The 19,137-nt window shown below is 66.8% G+C and carries 15 protein-coding genes; 5 read left to right on the forward strand and 10 right to left on the reverse strand.

Annotated features, from left to right (window positions below; genetic code table 11):
• Nucleotides 1–132: 132 nt before the first annotated feature.
• Together fadA and fadB are read right to left on the reverse strand one after the other, a co-directional pair.
• A complete protein-coding gene (gene fadA / locus HMPREF2581_RS27310; RefSeq protein ID WP_003138585.1) occupies nt 133–1,308 on the reverse strand; it encodes an acetyl-CoA C-acyltransferase FadA in 1,176 nt (391 codons plus the stop codon).
• Nucleotides 1,309–1,338: 30 nt separating this feature from the next.
• Nucleotides 1,339–3,486 (reverse strand): fatty acid oxidation complex subunit alpha FadB, encoded by a 2,148-nt coding sequence (gene fadB / locus HMPREF2581_RS27315; RefSeq protein ID WP_003091204.1) that lies wholly within the window; start codon nt 3,484–3,486, stop codon nt 1,339–1,341.
• Between the two features lie 427 nt (nt 3,487–3,913).
• Between fadB and HMPREF2581_RS27320 the strand changes: the two genes are divergently transcribed.
• Entirely contained in the window at nt 3,914–4,732 is an 819-nt protein-coding gene (locus tag HMPREF2581_RS27320; protein ID WP_003138583.1) for a hypothetical protein, read from the forward strand.
• Nucleotides 4,733–4,748: 16 nt separating this feature from the next.
• Here HMPREF2581_RS27320 and HMPREF2581_RS27325 read toward each other — a convergent pair whose 3' ends face one another.
• On the reverse strand, nt 4,749–5,183 hold the full coding sequence (locus HMPREF2581_RS27325; RefSeq protein WP_003109487.1) for a hypothetical protein: 435 nt from the start codon (nt 5,181–5,183) through the stop codon (nt 4,749–4,751).
• Between the two features lie 207 nt (nt 5,184–5,390).
• Here HMPREF2581_RS27325 and HMPREF2581_RS27330 point away from each other — a divergent pair, with 207 nt between their 5' ends.
• A complete protein-coding gene (locus tag HMPREF2581_RS27330) occupies nt 5,391–5,828 on the forward strand; it encodes a universal stress protein (RefSeq protein WP_003091210.1) in 438 nt (145 codons plus the stop codon).
• 29 nt (nt 5,829–5,857) lie between these two features.
• Here the strand turns inward: HMPREF2581_RS27330 and HMPREF2581_RS27335 are convergent, their stop codons facing one another.
• Complete coding sequence (locus HMPREF2581_RS27335; protein WP_003091213.1) at nt 5,858–6,544, reverse strand: DUF6901 family protein; 687 nt, start codon at nt 6,542–6,544, stop codon at nt 5,858–5,860.
• A gap of 150 nt (nt 6,545–6,694) precedes the next feature.
• The gene (locus HMPREF2581_RS27340) at nt 6,695–8,617 is read right to left on the reverse strand and encodes an ATP-binding cassette domain-containing protein (RefSeq protein ID WP_003138580.1); all 1,923 of its coding nucleotides are present in this window, start codon (nt 8,615–8,617) and stop codon (nt 6,695–6,697) included.
• A gap of 225 nt (nt 8,618–8,842) precedes the next feature.
• Between HMPREF2581_RS27340 and slt the strand changes: the two genes are divergently transcribed.
• Together slt and HMPREF2581_RS27350 are read left to right on the forward strand one after the other, a co-directional pair.
• Nucleotides 8,843–10,771, forward strand: a complete 1,929-nt coding sequence (gene slt, locus HMPREF2581_RS27345) for a lytic transglycosylase Slt (RefSeq protein ID WP_003138578.1) — start codon at nt 8,843–8,845, stop codon at nt 10,769–10,771.
• 56 nt (nt 10,772–10,827) lie between these two features.
• Nucleotides 10,828–11,214 (forward strand): lysozyme inhibitor LprI family protein, encoded by a 387-nt coding sequence (locus tag HMPREF2581_RS27350; RefSeq protein ID WP_003091225.1) that lies wholly within the window; start codon nt 10,828–10,830, stop codon nt 11,212–11,214.
• A 43-nt stretch (nt 11,215–11,257) separates the two neighbouring features.
• On the opposite strand, the gene HMPREF2581_RS27355 is transcribed toward HMPREF2581_RS27350, so the two are convergent.
• From HMPREF2581_RS27355 to HMPREF2581_RS27375, 5 genes are all read right to left on the reverse strand, one after another.
• On the reverse strand, nt 11,258–12,064 hold the full coding sequence (locus HMPREF2581_RS27355; protein ID WP_003113973.1) for an MOSC domain-containing protein: 807 nt from the start codon (nt 12,062–12,064) through the stop codon (nt 11,258–11,260).
• A 102-nt stretch (nt 12,065–12,166) separates the two neighbouring features.
• A complete protein-coding gene (gene yegS / locus HMPREF2581_RS27360; RefSeq protein WP_003138576.1) occupies nt 12,167–13,075 on the reverse strand; it encodes a lipid kinase YegS in 909 nt (302 codons plus the stop codon).
• Between the two features lie 74 nt (nt 13,076–13,149).
• Nucleotides 13,150–14,709 carry an FGGY-family carbohydrate kinase gene (locus HMPREF2581_RS27365; protein WP_003109491.1) on the reverse strand — a complete coding sequence of 520 codons (1,560 nt, stop codon included), beginning with the start codon at nt 14,707–14,709 and terminating at the stop codon, nt 13,150–13,152.
• A gap of 20 nt (nt 14,710–14,729) precedes the next feature.
• Nucleotides 14,730–16,310 (reverse strand): glycerol-3-phosphate dehydrogenase/oxidase, encoded by a 1,581-nt coding sequence (locus HMPREF2581_RS27370; protein WP_003138575.1) that lies wholly within the window; start codon nt 16,308–16,310, stop codon nt 14,730–14,732.
• A gap of 5 nt (nt 16,311–16,315) precedes the next feature.
• Complete coding sequence (locus HMPREF2581_RS27375) at nt 16,316–17,911, reverse strand: FAD-binding oxidoreductase (RefSeq protein ID WP_003138574.1); 1,596 nt, start codon at nt 17,909–17,911, stop codon at nt 16,316–16,318.
• Between the two features lie 176 nt (nt 17,912–18,087).
• On the opposite strand from HMPREF2581_RS27375, the gene HMPREF2581_RS27380 reads away from it, so the two are divergent.
• Entirely contained in the window at nt 18,088–19,119 is a 1,032-nt protein-coding gene (locus HMPREF2581_RS27380; protein WP_003091237.1) for an AraC family transcriptional regulator GliR, read from the forward strand.
• The last annotated feature ends 18 nt before the right edge of the window (nt 19,120–19,137 follow it).

Below are 19,137 nucleotides of genomic sequence, written 5' to 3' on the forward strand. Positions count from 1 at the left end.
GTATAGGCACGGATCGCACAATAGGCAAACCCGCGCTCCCGGGGCGTCATTCGCTCGATGCAGCCGGAAACGACTGACACTGAAAAACGAAAGCCGGGGCACGAGGCCCCGGCTTTCCCCTTCTACGAACGCTTAGACGCGCTCGAAGACGGTGGTGATACCCTGTCCCAGGCCCACGCACATGGTGGACACGCCAAGGGTACCGCCGTTCTGCTTCATCACGTTCAACAGGGTGCCGGAAATGCGTGCACCGGAGCAACCGAACGGGTGACCCAGGGCAATGGCGCCGCCGTGGAGGTTGACCTTCTCGTCCATCTTGTCGAGCAGCTTGAGGTCCTTCAGCACCGGCAGGGCCTGGGCGGCGAAGGCTTCGTTGAGTTCGACGAAATCGATGTCGGCGATGGTCAGGCCGGCGCGCTTGAGCGCCTTGTTGGTCGACGGCACCGGGCCGTAGCCCATGATCGCCGGGTCGACACCCGCCACGGCCATGGAGCGGATCACCGCCATCGGCTGGATGCCCAGGTCCTGGGCGCGCTGGGCCGACATCACGATCATGCAGGAGGCACCGTCGGTGATCTGCGAGGAGGTCCCCGCGGTCACGGTGCCGCCTTTCGGATTGAACGCCGGCTTCAACTGGGCCAGGGTCTCGACGGTGGTTTCCGGACGAATGGTCTCGTCGAAGTCGAAGACTTTCAGGAAACCGTTCTCGTCATACCCTTCCATCGGGATGATCTCGTCCTTGAACTTGCCTTCCTGGGTGGCCTTCCAGGCCAGTTGGTGCGAACGCGCGCCGAACTTGTCCTGCGCCTCACGGCTGATACCGTGCATCTTGCCGAGCATTTCCGCGGTCAGGCCCATCATGCCCGAGGCCTTGGCGGCGTACAGGGACAGGTGCGGGTTCGGGTCGACGCCATGCATCATGCCGACGTGGCCCATGTGCTCCACGCCGCCGATGACGAATACATCGCCATTGCCGGTCTGGATCGCCTGGGCGGCGGTGTGCAGCGCGCTCATCGACGAACCGCACAGGCGGCTGACGGTCTGCGCGGCGCTGGTGTGCGGGATCTGGGTCATCAGCGACGCCATGCGCGCGATGTTCCAGCCCTGTTCCAGGGTCTGGTTGACGCAACCCCAGATCACGTCTTCCACTTCGGCCGGGTCGACCTTCGGGTTACGCTCCAGCAGCTTGCTGATCAGGTGCGCCGACATGGTCTCGGCGCGAGTGTTGCGGTGCATGCCACCCTTGGAACGACCCATCGGGGTGCGGCCGAAGTCGACAATGACGACGTCTCTCGGATTCAGGCTCATAAATTCACTCTCGCTCTAGTCGTTCCGCGATTAACCGAAGAATTTCTGACCGTTCTTGGCCATTTCACGCAGCTTCGCGGTCGGGTGGTACAGCGCGCCCAGCTCGGCGTACTTGTCGGCCAGGGCCACGAACTCGGCGACACCGATCGAATCGATGTAGCGCAGAGCACCACCACGGAAGGGCGGGAAGCCGATGCCGTAGATCAGGCCCATATCGGCCTCGGCAGCGGTCTCGACGATGCCGTCCTCCAGGCAACGCACGGTTTCCAGGCACAGCGGGATCATCATGAAGTTGACGATGTCCTCGTCGGTCACTTCGCGCTGCTCGACCACGATCGGCTTGAGCACTTCGTAGGCCTGCGGATCGGTGACCTTCTTCGGCTTGCCGCGCTTGTCGGTCTCGTAGGCGTAGAAGCCCTTGCCGTTCTTCTGGCCCAGGCGGTTGGCCTCGTACATCACGTCGACGGCGGTCTTGCCCTCGACCGCCATGCGGTCCGGGAAGCCCTCGGCCATGACGTCGCGGCCATGGTGGCCGGTGTCGATGCCGACCACGTCGGACAGGTAGGCCGGGCCCATGGGCCAGCCGAACTTCTCCATCACCTTGTCGATGCGCACGAAGTCGACGCCGAAGCTCAGCAGCTTGGCGAAGCCGCCGAAGTACGGGAACAGCACGCGGTTGACCAGGAAGCCGGGGCAATCGTTGACCACGATCGGGCTCTTGCCCATCTTCTTGGCGTAGGCGACGGTGGTGGCGATGGCGGTTTCACCGGTCTTCTCGCCACGGATCACTTCCACCAGCGGCATCATGTGCACCGGGTTGAAGAAATGCATGCCGCAGAAGTTTTCCGGACGCTTCAGCGCCTGGGCCAGCAGGCTGATGGAGATGGTCGAGGTGTTGGAGGCGATGATCGCGTCTTCCTTCACCGCGCCTTCCACTTCGGCGAGCACGGCTTGCTTGACCTTGGGGTTCTCGACGACGGCTTCGACGACGATGTCGACGTTGCCGAAGTCGCCATAGGACATGGTCGGACGGATGCCATTGAGCGCCTCGGCCATCTTCGCCGGGGTCAGGCGACCCTTCTCGACGCGCTTGCCGAGCAGCTTGGCGGCCTCGTTCAGGCCCATCTGGATACCCTCTTCGCGGATATCCTTCATCAGGATCGGGGTGCCCTTGAGCGCCGACTGATAGGCGATGCCGCCGCCCATGATGCCGGCGCCGAGCACGGCGGCCAGTTTCACGTCCTTGGCGACTTCGTCGTATTTCTTGGCTTTCTTCTTCAGTTCCTGGTCATTCAGGAACAGGCCGATCAGGCTCTGCGCGACCGAGGTCTTGGCCAGCTTGACGAAGCCGGCGGCTTCGACTTCCAGCGCCTTGTCGCGGCCGAAGTTGGCGGCCTTCTGGATGCTCTTGATGGCTTCCACCGGCGCCGGGTAGTTCGGACCGGCCTGGCCGGCGACGAAGCCCTTGGCGGTTTCGAAGGCCATCATCTGCTCGATTGCATTCAGCTTCAGCTTTTCCAGCTTCGGCTGGCGCCGTGCCTTGTGGTCCAGCTCGCCGGCGACGGCGCGCTTGGCCAGGTCGAGGGCAGCGGCCTGCAGTTGCTCGGGAGCGACCACGGCGTCGACGGCGCCGACCTTCAGGGCGTCCTCGGCCTTGTTTTCCTTGCCCGAGGCGATCCACTCGACGGCGTTATCGCAGCCGATCAGGCGCGGCAGGCGGACGGTGCCGCCGAAGCCCGGGTAGATGCCCAGCTTGACTTCCGGCAGGCCGACCTTGGCGGTCGCGCTCATCACGCGGAAGTCCGCGGCCAGGCACATCTCCAGGCCGCCGCCGAGGGCGATGCCGTTGATCGCGGCAACGGTGGGTACGTCCAGGTCTTCGAAGTCGCTGAAGATCTTGTTGGCTTCGAGGTTGCCCGCCATCAGTTCCTCGTCGGGCAGCTGGAAGTTGTCAACGAACTCGGTGATGTCGGCACCAACGATGAACACGTCCTTTCCGCTGGTCACGATCACGCCCTTGACCGATGCATCGGCCTTGATCGCATCGACTGCCGCACGCAACTCACTGAGGGTGAGACGGTTGAACTTGTTGACGGACTCGCCCTTGAGATCGAAATTCAACTCGACGATGCCGCCCTCAAGAGGCTTAACCGTGATGGCTTTACCTTGGTAAATCATCAACTGATCTCCACGCTATTATGGAAGCTTGAACTTACACATCGGACGCCGTGTCGGGACCCTTTCGGCAACCGCCGAGCATAGTCCCAAACCCTTCGGCACACCCGCCGACGCGATAACCGGGTCTCTATTGTCGAGGCCTGCGCGAGGCAAACGCTCGATTCATACGCCCGTTTGACTTGGGTGCGCACACATTCCGGCAAAAGCCGGGAATTGTCAATCAGCCATCCGGAAAACACCTGCCCTCCTCCAGGCCCTCTGCGCAGGGCCATTCAGCCAGCCTCTGTCGGACCATTCAGATGTTCGATGATCGGCGCCGTGGGCGCTTGTCCCGGTGCGGAAAGGCAGGCTAGAGTCGCCGCAGATCGCCATGCATGATCGGCCACGGGCCGTTACAAAAGAACAACAAGAAGGCCTCCAGGGCCACATGGAGATGGAACCCATGATCTGCCGTCCGTTCACTCTTTGTCTGGCCCTGCTCGGCCTGCTGAGCCTCCCCGTCTTCGCGGCAGGGACCGCCGATGACCTGCTCGCCCTGCACCAGATGCGGCTCGCCACGCAGAAATCCCTGAACGCCTTCTTCATGTACGTCGGCCAGGAAGGCGATCAACGCTACGCCAGCCTGATCGAAAGCTCGGCGCAGACGGCGGAAGCCCGCCTGCAGCGACTCGACGGCGTGAACGGCAGCGAATCCCGGCGCCTGCTGGGCCAGCTTCGCGAGCAATGGCGGGACTATGCGCAAGACCTCGACAAGCTGACCGGCGCGGTGCGCGCCAAGGGCTACAGCGACCTGCAACCGGTCGCCGACCTGGCACGGCGCAACCAGCAACTGATGGACCTCGGCGGCCAGTTGTATCGCAGCCTGCAACGGGAAAACGCCGCCACGGTGCCGACGCTCACCGAGCAGAGCCGCGAACAGAGCCTGCTGATGCAGGACATTGCCCTGGACTATGCCTCGCGCAACGCGTCGGTAGGCGCCAGCTTCTTCGGCGGCGGCGAGGAGCGTCCACTGGACGACCTGGCCAGCCGCTTTTCGGTCAACCTGTTGAAGCTGCAGCAGGCGCCGCAGAACGACGAGGAGATCGCCAGGGCGCTGCGCAGCGTGGCGATCAAGTGGCACTACATCGAGAAGTCCCTGCGCAACTACAACCAGAACAGCGTGCCGTTCCTGGTCAACAAGAATGCAGACCGGATCATCGATGGCCTGGAGAAGGTCGCCGCGCTGTATGCCGCGCGCAACCAATGAACCTCGGCGCGCCGCCTCAGGCGCGCTGGCGGAGAAACTCGGCGATGCGCCCGAGGTCGGCGCTATCGCCGCGCTCGCCCCAATACAGGGCAAGGAACTGGGCGGTCGCCTCCACCTTGTACACATCCCCCGGGAGGCTGCGCAGGGCGTCCAGCAACTCATCGTCCGCGCACGGCTCGCGCCACTGGTTCAGCCACTGGCCCGGGGTATTCTGCCAATAGCACCAGGCCTCCCGGCCGCGTCGGCGCGGGCAGTGGAACTGCGCGCAGGACGTCGGCGGAGCGCTCTCCAGCCAATGCGGCCAATCCTGGCGCGCGAGCTGCATGGCCAGGCCGAGACGGCGCGCCTCGAGGCGCAGGGCCATCTTGCCGCGCTGCCTGTTGGACGGCATCAGCCAGGCCAGGGGACTGAGCATGACAGCCAGCAGCAGGATCACCAGCCAAGTGGTCATAAGGAACGGACACTCGAAAAACGGTTAAGGCATTTGCCTCGATCCGCGCGCGCAGGCAGGATCGGTCGCAGTCGCCAAGGGAGGCGCAGTTTACAGGCGAATGCGACCACGGCGGAGCAGCTTTTTGCCCAGCGCAACGGAACAGGTTCCACGCGCGGCGCGAAAGTCCATAATGAAAACACTATCCCCTTCTGGGAGGAGACGTTCATGCCCTATCAACACATTCTGGTCGCCGTCGACCTGACCGACGAATGCGACCCGGTGATGAAGCGTGCGGCGGCCCTGGCCACCAGCAACCAGGCCCGGCTCTCGGTGGTGCATGTGGTCGAGCCCATGGCCATGGCCTTCGGTGGGGACGTGCCGATGGACCTGTCGATGTTGCAGCAGCAGCAGTTCGACCAGGCCCGTGAACGCCTGGATGCCTTCGCCGTACGCTATCCGGACCTCGGCAGCGAGCAGCGCCACCTGGTCTACGGGCAACCGCGCCAGGAAATCCACCGCCTCGCCGCGGAACAGGCCTGCGACCTGATCGTGGTCGGCAGCCACGGTCGCCACGGCCTGGCGCTGCTGCTCGGTTCCACTGCCAACGACGTGCTGCACGGCGCGCCCTGCGACGTGCTCGCGGTGCACCTGAAGAAAGCCTGATCTCTCCCCGCTCGGCCGGGGCCTGCGCCTCAGCCGAGCGTTTCCTCGGCGCTCATCACCAGCGGGCGGATCTTCTGCAACTGGGTTTCCAGCGAATAGCTGATGCTCGACGACAGCGAGAAGAAGGTCAGGAACGCCTTCAGGTTGGAATCGCTGACACAGGTGTCGTGGATTCGCTGCCAGAACGCCTGGTTGACCAGTTGCAACTGCTGGAACAGCCGCACCAGCCCTTTCAGTTCCCAATCGGCATGCCGCCCCTCGCGGAAGTTGAAGTACTGGCGCATCAGGTACAGCGGCACCACCCGCAGCACGAACTCCTGGTTGCTGGCGAACGGCAGGTGCTGCATGGCCATCGGCCTCAGCGGCGCCAGCAGCGGACAGGCGCTGCTGGCCATGATCAAGCCGATCAGCGCGCGCAGTCCTTCCTCCAGGCCCGCCTGCTTGATGTACTCGCGCTCCGGCGTGCGCACGCAGATGCCGGCCTTGCGGAACGCCGGCAGGTTGCGGAAATCCTCGATCACCCCATGCAGGTCGACCGCCGCCGGACAATGGCTGTAGCGTTCGCGATCGAGCGGGCAGTTGCTGCAGCGATTGTGTTCCAGGCGCGTCCAGCGCGGCGCTGCGGCAGCCGCCTGCGGGTCGTAGTGCCGCTCCAGCTCGATGCGATAGTTGAGCTGATGCTGGTCGTCCAGCGTGATGCGGTACTCGATTGCCATGGACTGATCCTTTCTCGGGAGACGGCCGGCCCGTCAATGACGCCAGCCAGAGGGACCGACGGGGGACTGCACCCACCGCCGGCAAGGCCCGCAAGGATCATCGAGATGAGCCGCTATCACATTGATGCAGCTCACTTTTTTCGAGATGGATCAGTCTTCCAGTTCGGCCCAGCGCTCGAGCAAGGCATCGAGTTCCTGCTGCAACGCGTCCAGCCGCGCCAGGGTTTCGCGCTGCTCGTCCTGCGGGCGCAGATAGAAATCCTGCTCCGCGATGGTTTCCTGGACACCCGCCAGCTCCGCCTCGACCGCGTCGATCTGCCCGGGCAAAGCCTCCAGCTCGCGCTGCAACTTGTAGCTGAGCTTTTTCTTCGCCGGCGCCTCGCTCGGCGCCGCAGCAGCCGGCGCGGGTTCGGCGGCGGGCGCCAGCGCGGTATTCAGCTCGGCCTTGCCGCTCTTCGACTCGCTCACGCCGAGCAGGCGCGGCGTGCCCCCTTGGCGCAGCCAGTCCTGGTAGCCACCGACGAATTCGCGAACCTTGCCCTCGCCCTCGAAGACCAGGGTGCTGGTCACCACGTTGTCGAGGAAGGCCCGATCGTGGCTGACCATCAGCACGGTGCCCTGGAAGCCGAGCAGGACTTCCTCCAGCAGTTCCAGGGTTTCCACGTCGAGGTCGTTGGTCGGTTCGTCGAGCACCAGCAGGTTGGCCGGCTTGCTGAACAGCTTGGCCAGCAACAGGCGCGCGCGCTCGCCGCCGGACAACGCCTTCACCGGGGTGCGGGCGCGCTGCGGACTGAACAGGAAGTCGCCGAGATAGCTGAGCACATGCCGGTTCTGGCCGTCGATGGTGATGAACTCGCGGCCTTCGGAGATATTGTCGATCACCGTCTGCTCGGGTTCGAGCTGATGGCGCAACTGGTCGAAGTAGGCCACTTCCAGCTTGGTGCCCACCTCGATCTTGCCCGAGGTCGGCTGCAGGTCGCCAAGCAGCAGCTTGAGCAAGGTGGTCTTGCCGGTACCGTTGGCGCCGAGCAGGCCGATACGGTCGCCGCGCTGCAGGACCATGGAGAAGTCGCGTACCAGCGGCTGGCCGCCGGGATGGGCGAAGCTGACGTGCTCCACCACGATCACCTGCTTGCCGGACTTGTCCGCGCTTTCCAGCTGGAAGCTGGCCTTGCCCTGGCGCTCGCGGCGCTCGGCGCGTTCGCGACGCATTTCCTTCAGTGCCCGAACCCGCCCTTCGTTGCGCGTGCGGCGGGCCTTGATGCCCTGGCGGATCCACACTTCTTCCTGGGCCAGGCGCTTGTCGAACAATGCGTTGGCAGCTTCTTCGGCGGCCAGTTGCTGTTCCTTGTGCACCAGGAAACTGGCGTAATCGCCGTTCCAGTCGATCAGGTGGCCACGATCCAGCTCGAGGATGCGGGTCGCCAGGGATTGCAGGAAGGCGCGGTCGTGGGTAATGAACAGCACCGCGCCGTTGAAGCCCAGCAGCGCTTCCTCGAGCCAGGCGATGGCGCCGATGTCCAGGTGGTTGGTCGGTTCGTCGAGCAGCAGCAGGTCCGGCTCGGCGACCAGCGCCTGGGCCAGCAGCACGCGCCGACGCCAGCCGCCGGAGAGTTCGGCGAGGGTCTTGTCGGCCGGCAACTGCAGGCGGCTGAGGGTGCTGTCCACCAGTTGCTGCAGGCGCCAGCCATCGCGCGCCTCGAGTTCCTGCTGGACCCGCGAGAGGCGCGCCAGGTCATCGTCGGTATGGATGTTCTGGCTCAGGTGGTGGTACTCGGCGAGCAGCTTGCCGACTTCCGCCAGACCCTCGGCCACCACGTCGAACACTGTCCGTTCGTCGGCACGCGGCAGTTCCTGGGGCAATTCGCCGATCTTCAGCGCCGGTGCGCGCCAGACTTCGCCGTCGTCGGCCTGCTGTTCGCCCTTGACCACCTTGAACAGGCTGGACTTGCCGGTACCGTTGCGCCCGATCACGCAGACCCGCTCGCCACGGCCGATCTGCCACGACACCTTGTCCAGCAAGGGAGTGGTGCCAAAGGCAAGGGATACATCGGTGAACTTGAGCAGGGTCATGGGCGCCTCCGGAAACAGGGCGCGCATTTTACGCCGGATAGGCATCGGATGGCACGGCGCTTTCACCGCCATGCCGCAACGGCTAAGCTTAGGCGAGCCATCCGCCCGGCTTCGGGCGCGCCCCGCGACAGCGGTCGCGCGCCAGTCCCGCGAGCGGTCGAAACGCCCGTAGGCAGCCGTTGCGGACCTGCCGACGTTACCCGACATCACCTGCCCGGATAAGTCATGCGCGGTCGCCTGTTCACTCTCGTTTCCTGTCTTTTGCTCAGTATTTCCTCCGTCGACGCGGCCCACGCCGCTTCCCTGACCGAACAACGCCGTCTCTACGACCAGGCCAAGGCCGCCCTGGCCAAGGGCAACAGCGCGCCCTACATGGCCTCGCGCAGCGCCCTGCGCGATTACCCGCTGGAACCCTACCTGGCCTACGACGAACTGACCCATCGGCTGAAGTCCGCCAGCAACGAGGAGGTCGAGCGCTTCCTCACCGAACACGGCGACCTGCCGCAGATCGGCTGGCTGAAACTGCGCTGGCTGCGCCTGCTGGCCGACCGCGGCGACTGGAAGACCTTCGTCAACTACTACGATCCGAAGCTGAACTTCACCGAACTCGACTGCCTGTATGGCCAGTACCAGCTGGGCCACGGCCAGAAGGCCGAAGGCTACGCCACCAGCGAACGCCTGTGGCTGGTCGGCAAGTCGCAGCCGGCTGCCTGCGACACCCTGTTCGGCCTCTGGCAGGGCGAAGGCCAGCTCACCGAGGAAAAGGTCTGGAAACGCCTCAAGCTGGCCGCCGAAGCGCGCAACTACAGCCTCGCCTCGCACCTCGCGCAGCGCCTGCCGACCCTCGGCAACCAGGGCGCGCTGATGGTCAGCGTGGCGCAGAACCCCGCCCAGCTGAGCCAGACCGGCCGCTTCAGCCAGCGCGACCATGCCACCGCCGACGTGGTCGGTCTCGGCCTGCGCCGCCTGGCGCGGCAGGACCCGGAAAAGGCCCTGAGCCTGCTCGACTACTACAGCTCGGCGCTACCCTTCTCCAGCGACGAGAAGGTCGCCATCGCCCGCGAGATCGGTCTCAGCCTGGCCAAGCGATTCGATCCGCGTGCACTGCCGCTGATGACCCAGTACGATCCCGGCCTGCGCGACAACACCGTCACCGAATGGCGCACCCGCCTGCTGCTGCGCCTGGGCCGCTGGGACGAAGCCTATGCGCTGACCCGCAAGCTGCCCCAGGATCTCGCCGCCACCAGCCGCTGGCGCTATTGGCAGGCACGCAGCCTGCAACTGGCACAGCCGAACAGCAAGGAGCCGATCGCGCTGTACCAGAAGCTCGCCGGCGAGCGCGACTTCTACGGTTTCCTCGCCGCCGACCGCCTGAGCGTGCCGTACAAGCTCGGCAACCGCCCTGCGCACATCGACCCGCGCGTCCTGCAACGCGTACGCAACGCCGCCAGCACGCGCCGGGCCATGGAGTTCTTCAACCGTGGCGAAGTGATCAACGCCCGCCGCGAGTGGTACCACGCCGCGCGCCTGTTCGATCACGACGAGCTGATCGCCCAGGCCAGGCTGGCCTACGACATGCAGTGGTATTTCCCGGCGATCCGCTCGATCAGCCAGGCGCAGTACTGGGACGACCTGGACATCCGCTTCCCGATGGCGCACCGCGCCACCCTGGTGCGCGAAGCGAAGAACCGCGGCCTGCACTCCAGCTGGATCTTCGCCATCACCCGGCAGGAAAGCGCGTTCATGTCCGATGCCCGTTCCGGAGTCGGCGCCACCGGACTGATGCAGCTGATGCCCGGCACCGCCAAGGAGACCTCGCGCAAGTTCGGCATCCCGCTGGCCTCGACCCAGCAACTGATCGTGCCCGACGTCAACATCCGCCTCGGCGCCGCCTACCTGAGCCAGGTGCATGGACAGTTCAACGGCAACCGGGTACTCGCCTCGGCCGCCTACAACGCCGGTCCGGGCCGCGTCCGCCAGTGGCTGAAAGATACCCGCCACCTGGCCTTCGACGTGTGGATCGAGACCATTCCGTTCGACGAGACTCGCCAGTACGTGCAGAACGTGCTGTCCTATGCGGTGATCTACGGGCAGAAGCTCAATGCGCCGCAGCCCATCGTCGACTGGCACGAACGCTACTTCGACGATTTCTGACCCCCAACCCGGCCCGGACGCCCGGGCCTTTCCAGTACCTTGAAAAGGACCTCAAGATGAACAAGCCCCTCGCTACCGCCCTGCTCGCCGCCTCCAGCCTGCTGCTCGCCGACGGCGCCCTGGCCGCCGACGCCTGCGGTACGCCGCGCAACGCCTTCGACAGCGTGTATTGCCGCAGCGGCGAGTTTTCCCAGGCCGACCGCGAGCTGAACCAGCAGTTCGGCACCCTGCGCAAGCACCTGAACGACGGCCAGAAAGCCCTGCTGAAGAAGAGCCAGATCGCCTGGATCAAGGAGCGCGACGCGGCCTGCAGCGAAAGCAAGGACAACGGTTATTTCGTCAATCTCGACTGCGCCACCGAGAAGACCCGCCAGCGCCTCGACTTCCTCCGCGAACGCGAGCGCGAGTGCCTGAGCACCGGTTGCGTCGACGCCAAGCTCTGATCGCCGGCAATGGCCGCCCGCCGCAACGGCGGGCGACCGTTCCTCAGTCGAGGATTTCCACCGGCATCCCCACCTCCAGGCTGCCCTGTCCTAGCGCAATCAGGTTCTGCCCGAACAGCACCGCGCCATCCTTTTCCCGGTAGGTCTTCAGGGTCGTCAGCGGCTCGCGGTCCTCGTTGCGCTCGCCGGTCGCCGGATCCAGGGTGGTGAGGATGCAGCGGGAACAGGGCTTGGCCACGACGAACTCGACCGAGCCGATGCGGATGCGTTTCCAGCCGTCCTCGGCGAACGCGGCGCTGCCTTCCACCACCAGGTTGGGACGGAAGCGCAGCATCTCCAACGGCCGGCCGACCCGCTGGCTGAGGTCGTCGAGCGAAGCCTGGCCGATCAGCAGCAGCGGGAAACCGTCGGCGAAATGCACCTTCTGCCCCGGCTCGGCGTAGCCGGTATCGACCTGCCGCGCGCGCGCCTCGGGAATGTGCACCAGGCGCGTCGGGCGGCCGAGGAAGCGCGTCAGCCAGTCCGCTGCGGCGTCGCCGGCATCCGGCGCCTGCAAGGTATCGCGCCAGACCGTGACGCCACGCAGGTTGGCGTCGGCTGCCGGTACTTCGAGGCTCAGCTCGGACATCCCCGGCGCATTCAGCCGCAGGACCTCCGGCGCCGCCCAGCGCGCCTGGATACGCCCCAGCTGCGGCAGCAGGCGCTGGGTGAAGAAACGTCCGGTTTCGGTGTCCACCGCCATCCAGCGTCGGTCGCCGACCACGCCCAGCGCATCGAGCGCGACGCGCTCCAGGGACTCGGCGGCGGAAGACTTGATCGGATAGCGGTACAGCGCGGAGAGACGGAACATGGAACCAGCATCCTTGGTGGAAAGATGCTGTTATACGGTGTCGCGGGAAAGGCCGACAAGACACAGACGCCACTCCAGGCAGCGGATCAGTCGGCCCCGCCCTCAGTCCTCGCGCGGCGGCTCGCGCAACAACGGCGAACCGGCCGGCAAGTGCACGCGCAGCGCGCCCGGGGAAACCGAGAAACGCAGCTTGCGTCCTTCCAGCGGCTCGCCGTCGAGATTGACGTCGAGACCTTCCGCCGCCTCCACTTCCAGCCATGGCACCCGCGCGCGGACGAACAGGCTTTCCACTCCGTTGCCACCGCCGAGCAGGGTGCCCAGGGTACCGACCATGTCCTGCGGCGTCGGCAGGATGCTCACGTCCAGCAGGCCGTCGTCCACTCGCGCTTGCGGACACAGTACGTGCCCGCCGCCGGCCTGGCGCCCGTTACCGATGCCCAGGGCGAGGAACTCGCCTTCCCACTGGAAGTCCGGGGCGCTGAAACGGCCCTGGGCGGCATGCACTTCGGAAAAACGGGTCAACCCGGTCAACAGGTAGGCGGCACCGCCGAGAACCTTCTTCAGGTCCTCCGAGGTATTCGCCGTGACCTTCGAACCGAAGCCGCCAGTGGCCATGTTGAGGAACAGCTTGCCGTTCACCGCGCCCAGGTCGATCGGCCGCGCCGTCTGGTCGAGCAGCGCCAGCGCCGCGGCCGGCTCCAGGGGAATCCCGGCGGCGCGGGCGAAATCGTTGGCGGTGCCCAGCGGCAGGATCGCCAGGCTCGCCTCGCCTCGCCCGCGCGCCAGCGCTTCGGCCACCTCGCGCAGCGTGCCGTCGCCACCGCCGGCGACCAGCGTCGCAAAGCCGGCCGCCAGCGCCTCCTCGACGATGCGCCGGGCGTCGCCGTCCTCCCAGGTTACCCGCACCGCCAGCTCCCGCCCGGCCTCGCGCTGCGCCGCGACCGCGGCACGAACCTCTTCGTTGCCCGCCTGCTTGCCATGCAGGACCAGCAGAACCTTGTCCTTGTCCATCGAACCGAACCCCTCGTCGTGGCCTTGTCTTTGCCTATTGACCGCGTATCCGGGACGGAAGTGCGGCGCCCGGTTCAGGCAGGGTAGCCGGTAATCTCGCGAATGCTGCGGTAGAGCGGGCGCAACTGGCGATACATGCGCAGGTAGACCTCGCCATAGAGCCGCTGGTAGATCTGCCGGGCTTCCGCCTGGGGCAGGAAAACCCGGCCGACGCGGGTCATCCCGGCCACCGCGCTGGCGACGTCCGGATAGAGGCCGAGCCCCACCGCGCAGTCGATCGCCGCACCCAGGCCGGACGCCTCGTAGACATGCGGGCGCTCGGCCGGCAGGCCGAAGATGTCGGCGGTGAGCTGCATCGCCGCGTCGCTCTGCGAGCCGCCGCCGGCCACGCGCAGGCGCACGATCGGCGTGCCCGAACGCTTCTCGATGCGCTCCTTGCCCTGGCGCAGGGCATAGGCCAGGCCCTCGAGGATGGCCCGGTAGATGTGTGCCCGGGTATGCACGTCGCCGAAACCGATCATCGCCCCCTTGGCCTCCAGTCCCGGTTCGCGGATTCCCGGCGACCAGTAGGGTTGCAGGGTCAGGCCCATCGAGCCGGGCGGCACGCCGTTGACCAGTTCGTCGAACAGTTGCTCCGGCTCGACCCCCTGCTCGCGCGCCTGCTGCATCTCGCGCAAGCCGAACTCGCGCTTGAACCAGCTGACCATCCAGTAGCCGCGATAGATCATCACCTCGGTATTGAAATGATCGGGAATCGCCGCCGGATAGGGTGGAATCAGCGGCACGGTTTCCAGGTAGCGGGCGCGAGTGGTGTTGATGGTCGCCGTGGTGCCGTAGGAGAGGCAGGCGATGGTGGGCTCCAACGCACCTGCGCCGAGCACCTCGCAGGCCTTGTCGGCCCCCGCGGCGATCAACGGCAGGCCTTGCGGAATGCCGGTGTGCCGGCTGGCCTCGGCGCTGATCTCGCCGAGCCGCTCGCCCGGCTTGAACAGCTCCGGCAACTGCTCGCGGCGTACCGCCAGCGCCTGCCATTTCCAGTCGCGCGGCGCGGCCCAGCGCAGGCGCTTGTAGTCGAACGGCAGGTAGGCAACGCAGCACCCCACCGAGTCGACGAAACGGCCGGTCAGGCGGTGGCTGAGAAAGCCGGAAAGCAGCAACACCTTGTCGGTCTTCGCGGCGATCTCCGGCTGCTCCTGGGCCACCCAGTTGACCTCGGCCTGGGCGCGGAAATGCTCCACCGCGCCCTCGGCGCCGACCAGCTTGAACAGCCAGCCCCACGGCCCCCTGATGCGCTCGCGGACCTCCGCCCGGCGCTGGTCGAGCCAGAGGATCGCCGGCCGCAACGGCCTGCCCTCGGCATCGACGTGGATCACCGTACCGCGCTGGGTGGTCAGCGACACCCCGCGGATGAGCCCGCGATCGATGTCCACCTGGTCCCAGAGCCGCCGACAGGCCTCGCCGAGCATCGCCCAGTAGTACTCGGGGTCCTGTTCGGCCCAGCCCGGATGCTTCGAGTAGTAGGCCTCCAGCTCCACCTTGCCCTTGCCCAGCAGGTTGCCCTGCAAGTCGAACAGCAGGGCGCGCACGCTCTGGGTGCCATTGTCGATCGCCAGCAGATAGTTCTTGTCGTTCATCTCGTTCTCGTCTCGGCTGGTCAGACGGGCAGGCTGTAGTGCCGGCGCCAGAGGTCCAGATAGGCCTGTTGCTCACGTTCCCAGCGCGGGTCGTCCCAGCCCAGGCGCGCTTGGCAGAGTGCGCGGATACGCGGCAGGTATGCCGCGCCGCCTCCGGGCAACAGCAGGCCGAGGCGGGTGCGGCGCAACAGCAGGTCGTCGAGATGCAGCACCATTTCCGCCTCGGCGGCGAACGCCAGTTCGGCCCATAGCGTTTCGCTGGCACCCACGCAGTCCGTTCCGAGGGTGTCCACCAGCCGCTTGAGGCGGACCAGGTCGCGTCCGTAGCGACCGGCCAGGCGGCGTCGCTGGCCGCTGCCGAGCCCGTCGATGAGCGGGCCTTCGCAGGCGCCGAACACCGCCGCGCCATCGTCCGTGACCGTGCGCCCGAGCAGCGGCGCGCAGGCTTGTAGCACCTCCACCGCCAGCGGCCGGAAGGTGGTCAGCTTGCCGCCGGCCAGGGTCACGCAGCCCGGCTCGCGCCAGAGCACATGCTCGCGTTTCTCGTCGGAAGGCTTGCCGCTGTCGTCGCCGCTGCTGACCACCGGTCGCACGCCGGCCCAGGTAGACAGCACGTCGCACGCCTCGATGGCAGCGGCGGGAAACTGCTGGGCGCAGGCCGCCAGCAGGTAGTCGAGTTCGGCGCGGCTGATCCGCGCGTCCTCCCCAAGGCCGTCGCGATGGTCGAGATCGGTGGTGCCGACCACCGTCGCGCCCTCCCAGGGGAACACGAACACCGGTCGCCGGTCCGTGGCGTGCATGAAGCTGAAGGCATGGGCAACCGGCAGGCGCCAGGCCGGCAGCAATAGATGGCTACCGCGCAGCGGGCGGATGTGCTCGCTTCCGCCGGGCTGGCGCAACTCATCGGCCCAGGCCCCGGTGGCCACCGCCAGGGCACGGCAGCGAAAGTCGAGAAGCTCGCCGCTCTCGCGGTCCTCGGCGCGCAGGCCGACCACCTGGCCGCCCTCGCGCAGCAATTCGCGCACACGCATGCCGTTGAATGCCTCGCCGCCGTCGTGACGCGCCTCGGCCAGCACCCGCAGCACCAGGCGCGCATCGTCGGTCACCGCATCGAAGAATCGCGTGCCGCCGAGCAGCCGTTGTTCCTTCAGGCCCGGCGCCAGGTAGCGCAACGTGGCGGCGTCGTAGAAACGGTGGTTGCGCCGCCCGGCAAGGGCGTCGTAGACGCTCAGCAGGCCGCCGAATAGCCGCGGGCCGGGAAAGCCGCCGCGGTAGTGGGCCATCACGAAGCTCAACGGCTCTACCAGCCCAGGCGCCTCGCCGAGCAGCCGCTGGCGCTCGCGCACCGAGTCGCGGGTCAGCCGCCACTGACCCTTGGCGATGTAGCGCAGGCCGCCATGGACCATCTTCGACGAGCGACTCGAGGTGCCCCAGGCGAAGTCCCGCTGCTCCAGCAGCAGGCAGCGCCAGCCGCGCCGCGCGGCTTCGCGGAGGATGCCGGCACCGCTGATGCCGCCGCCGACCACGATCAGGTCCCACTCCTGCCCCGCCAGCGCCGGCAGGCGGCGGCGACGCCACTCCTCGTTCCAGGCTGAAGTCATTCCGCTCAGTCCTGCAGCAGGGTGCCGCGGTTGAGCCGCCCGGCCGGGTCGAAGTGACCGGCCATGGCACGCAGCGCGGCGACGCCCAGTTCGCCCTTCTCGCGGGGCAGGTAGGGTGCGTGGTCCTTGCCAACGCCATGCTGGTGGCTGATGGTGCCGCGATTGTCGACGATCGCCTGGCTGGCCGCATGCTTGAGACGCTTCCAGCGCTCCAGCGTCGCCGCATAGCTCGCGGCAGGACGGAACACGTAGGTGGTATAGATGCTCGACCCCTCGCCATAGACATGCGAGAGGTGGGTGAACACATGGACCTTCTCGCCCTCGGCGGCCAGGCCGTCGCGCAGGCTGGCCTCGATCTTCTGCAGCAGGCCGTCGACGTTGCTCCAGTCGGTGGCGGTCTCCAGGGTGTCCACGGCGTAGCCCGCCTGCCACAGGGCCTCGCGCAGGTAGGGGAAGCGGAAGCGGTTCTGCGCCCACTTGCGCCCCAGCAGGGTGCCGGTGAAGACCCCGCCGAAGCGTTTCAGCAAGGCCTTCGCCTGGCTCAGCGACAATCCGTTCTGCCGACGGTTGCCGGTCACGCCGAAGGTCAGCATGCACTTGCCCTCGCCCGCGCCGCGCAGTGCCAGGTATTTCTCCAGCCAGGCGATCTGTCCGGGATGGCCGGCCAGGGCCAGCTGGGTCATGGTTTCCACGGCGTTGGACAGGCGCAGCATCGACAGCGGCACGCGCGCCTGGGCCAGCTCGCGGGTGGCTTGCAGGGCCTGCTGCCAGTTCGGCAGGAAGACGCTGTAGAAGCGCTCGTCCTCGGCCAGCGGCGAGACCCGCACCTTCACCGAGGAAATGATCCCGAAGCGTCCCTCAGAGCCCAGCACCAGTTCGCGCAGGTCCGGTCCCGCCGCGGATGCCGGGAAGGTAGCGATTTCAAGCGGCCCGGCGAAGGTCTCCAGGGTCCCGCCGGCGAAAAGTTGTTCGATCCGCCCATAGCGCAGCGACTGCTGGCCACTGGAGCGGCTGGCGACCCAGCCACCGAGGGTCGACAACTCCCAGGACTGCGGGAAATGCCCGAGCGTGTAGCCCAGCGCACGCAACTGGCTCTCCACCTGCGGGCCGGCGGCGCCGGGGCCGAAGGTCGCGACCAGGCTCTCGCGGTCCAGATCGATCAGGCGGTTCATGCGCTCCAGCGAGACCGTCAGTACCGGCCGCCGCGAGGCTTGCGGATTGATATGGCCGGCCACGGAAGTACCGCCGCCATAGGGAATCAGTTGCAGGTCGCGGGAGTCGGCCAGGGCCAGCAACTCGCGGATCTGCTCGGCGGTTTCCGGATAGGCCACGGCGTCCGGGTAGACGCCGAAGTCGCCCTCGCGCATCGCCAGCCAGTCCGGCAGGCTCTGCCCGCGGGCATGCAGCAGACGCTCACGGGGGGCGATGCTGTAGCGCGGATCGGCCTCCAGGCGCGATGCCGGGACCTTCGCCAGCGCCGCCTCCAGGCTGGCGTCCGGCAAGCGTGCGCCCTGCCCGACCAGTTCCGCCAGGAACCCACGGGCGCTGTCCGGCAATTCGACCACGGTGCTTTCTTCGCCCCAGCCATTCCAACGACGCATGAACCTCTCCCCTCGCTTGTCGCGGCAACCTGTTTATCGGAACCTTTCTGGCTGCCTATACTAGCCAGCCGCCCTCGCCTGTCACTGTCGGATCGAGACACTCCCTGTGACCGATCAAGACAGCCGGCACGCACGCCGGACGGCCTGTTCCACCCGCCACGACAAGAACAACGACCATGCAGACCCTTGGCTCCACCTCGGTTCCGGCCCTGCTGAAGTACCTGCGCCACGCCGAACGGCTCGGCCTGGACATCGCCCCTGCCCTGGCCGCCGCCGGCCTCCAGGCCGACCAGCTCAACGACAATCGCCAGCGCCTGCCGGGCGAAGCCCACGAGCGCCTGCTCGGCTATTTCTGCGAGCATTCCGGTGATCCCCTGTTCGGCCTGCATTCGGCGCGCTTCGTCCAGCCCGGCTCCTGGAGCGTGCTCGGCTACATCGCGATGAACTGCGCCACCCTGGGCGAGGCCATGAGCCGCATCACGCCCTACGAGAAGCTGGTCGGCGACATGGGCACCAGCCGCATCGAGGCGGCCGGCGGGCAGGTCCGGCTGATCTGGAACTGCCGCCACCAGACACCCCTGGTACGGCGCCACATGGTCGAGCACGTCCTGGCTTCCTGGGTCCTCTACGCGCGCTGGATCGCCGACCTGGAAGGTTCGCCGGACGAGGTCTGGCTGGAACACGACCTGCCGGACGGAACCCGCGTGGAAGACTACGAGACCTTCTTCGGCTGTCCGGTGCGCTTCACCCAACCCTGTTCGGCGCTGCTGGTACCACTGGACTACCTGGCGCTGCCGCTGCGCCAGGCCGACGCGACGCTGCTGCGCACCCTGGAAGAACATGCCCTGGCGCTGATGGCCGAGCTGGACGATGACGAGCCGCTGCCGCTGCGGGTGAAGAACGCCCTGCGCCAGCTACTCAAGGACGGCCTGCCGCGCAAGGAACGGGTGGCGGAGAAGTTCGGCATGACCGTACGCACCCTGCAACGCCACCTGCAGCAAGCCGGCAGCAGCTACCAGCAGACCCTCGACGAACTGCGCCGCGAACTGGCCGAGCACTACCTGCTGCATAGCGAGCTGCCGATCCAGGACATCGCCCAGTACCTGGGCTTCACCGAGTCCCGCTCGTTCCATCGCAGTTTCAAGGGCTGGACCGGGCAGACGCCCGGCGAGTACCGGCAACGGCGGAAGGAGCCGGCGGCGCAATGAGAACGGCGGCCATCCGGC

Source organism: Pseudomonas sp. HMSC057H01 (assembly GCF_001836405.1).
GTDB classification, from domain to species: domain Bacteria; phylum Pseudomonadota; class Gammaproteobacteria; order Pseudomonadales; family Pseudomonadaceae; genus Pseudomonas; species Pseudomonas aeruginosa.

Bases quoted from the DNA above. Each gene is read 5' to 3' on its own strand.
- fadA (WP_003138585.1), bottom strand. From the start codon at position 1,308: ATGAGCCTGAATCCGAGAGACGTCGTCATTGTCGACTTCGGCCGCACC.
- fadB (WP_003091204.1), bottom strand. From the start codon at position 3,486: ATGATTTACCAAGGTAAAGCCATCACGGTTAAGCCTCTTGAGGGCGGC.
- HMPREF2581_RS27320 (WP_003138583.1), top strand. From the start codon at position 3,914: ATGGAGATGGAACCCATGATCTGCCGTCCGTTCACTCTTTGTCTGGCC.
- HMPREF2581_RS27325 (WP_003109487.1), bottom strand. From the start codon at position 5,183: ATGACCACTTGGCTGGTGATCCTGCTGCTGGCTGTCATGCTCAGTCCC.
- HMPREF2581_RS27330 (WP_003091210.1), top strand. From the start codon at position 5,391: ATGCCCTATCAACACATTCTGGTCGCCGTCGACCTGACCGACGAATGC.
- HMPREF2581_RS27335 (WP_003091213.1), bottom strand. From the start codon at position 6,544: ATGGCAATCGAGTACCGCATCACGCTGGACGACCAGCATCAGCTCAAC.
- HMPREF2581_RS27340 (WP_003138580.1), bottom strand. From the start codon at position 8,617: ATGACCCTGCTCAAGTTCACCGATGTATCCCTTGCCTTTGGCACCACT.
- slt (WP_003138578.1), top strand. From the start codon at position 8,843: ATGCGCGGTCGCCTGTTCACTCTCGTTTCCTGTCTTTTGCTCAGTATT.
- HMPREF2581_RS27350 (WP_003091225.1), top strand. From the start codon at position 10,828: ATGAACAAGCCCCTCGCTACCGCCCTGCTCGCCGCCTCCAGCCTGCTG.
- HMPREF2581_RS27355 (WP_003113973.1), bottom strand. From the start codon at position 12,064: ATGTTCCGTCTCTCCGCGCTGTACCGCTATCCGATCAAGTCTTCCGCC.
- yegS (WP_003138576.1), bottom strand. From the start codon at position 13,075: ATGGACAAGGACAAGGTTCTGCTGGTCCTGCATGGCAAGCAGGCGGGC.
- HMPREF2581_RS27365 (WP_003109491.1), bottom strand. From the start codon at position 14,709: ATGAACGACAAGAACTATCTGCTGGCGATCGACAATGGCACCCAGAGC.
- HMPREF2581_RS27370 (WP_003138575.1), bottom strand. From the start codon at position 16,310: ATGACTTCAGCCTGGAACGAGGAGTGGCGTCGCCGCCGCCTGCCGGCG.
- HMPREF2581_RS27375 (WP_003138574.1), bottom strand. From the start codon at position 17,911: ATGCGTCGTTGGAATGGCTGGGGCGAAGAAAGCACCGTGGTCGAATTG.
- HMPREF2581_RS27380 (WP_003091237.1), top strand. From the start codon at position 18,088: ATGCAGACCCTTGGCTCCACCTCGGTTCCGGCCCTGCTGAAGTACCTG.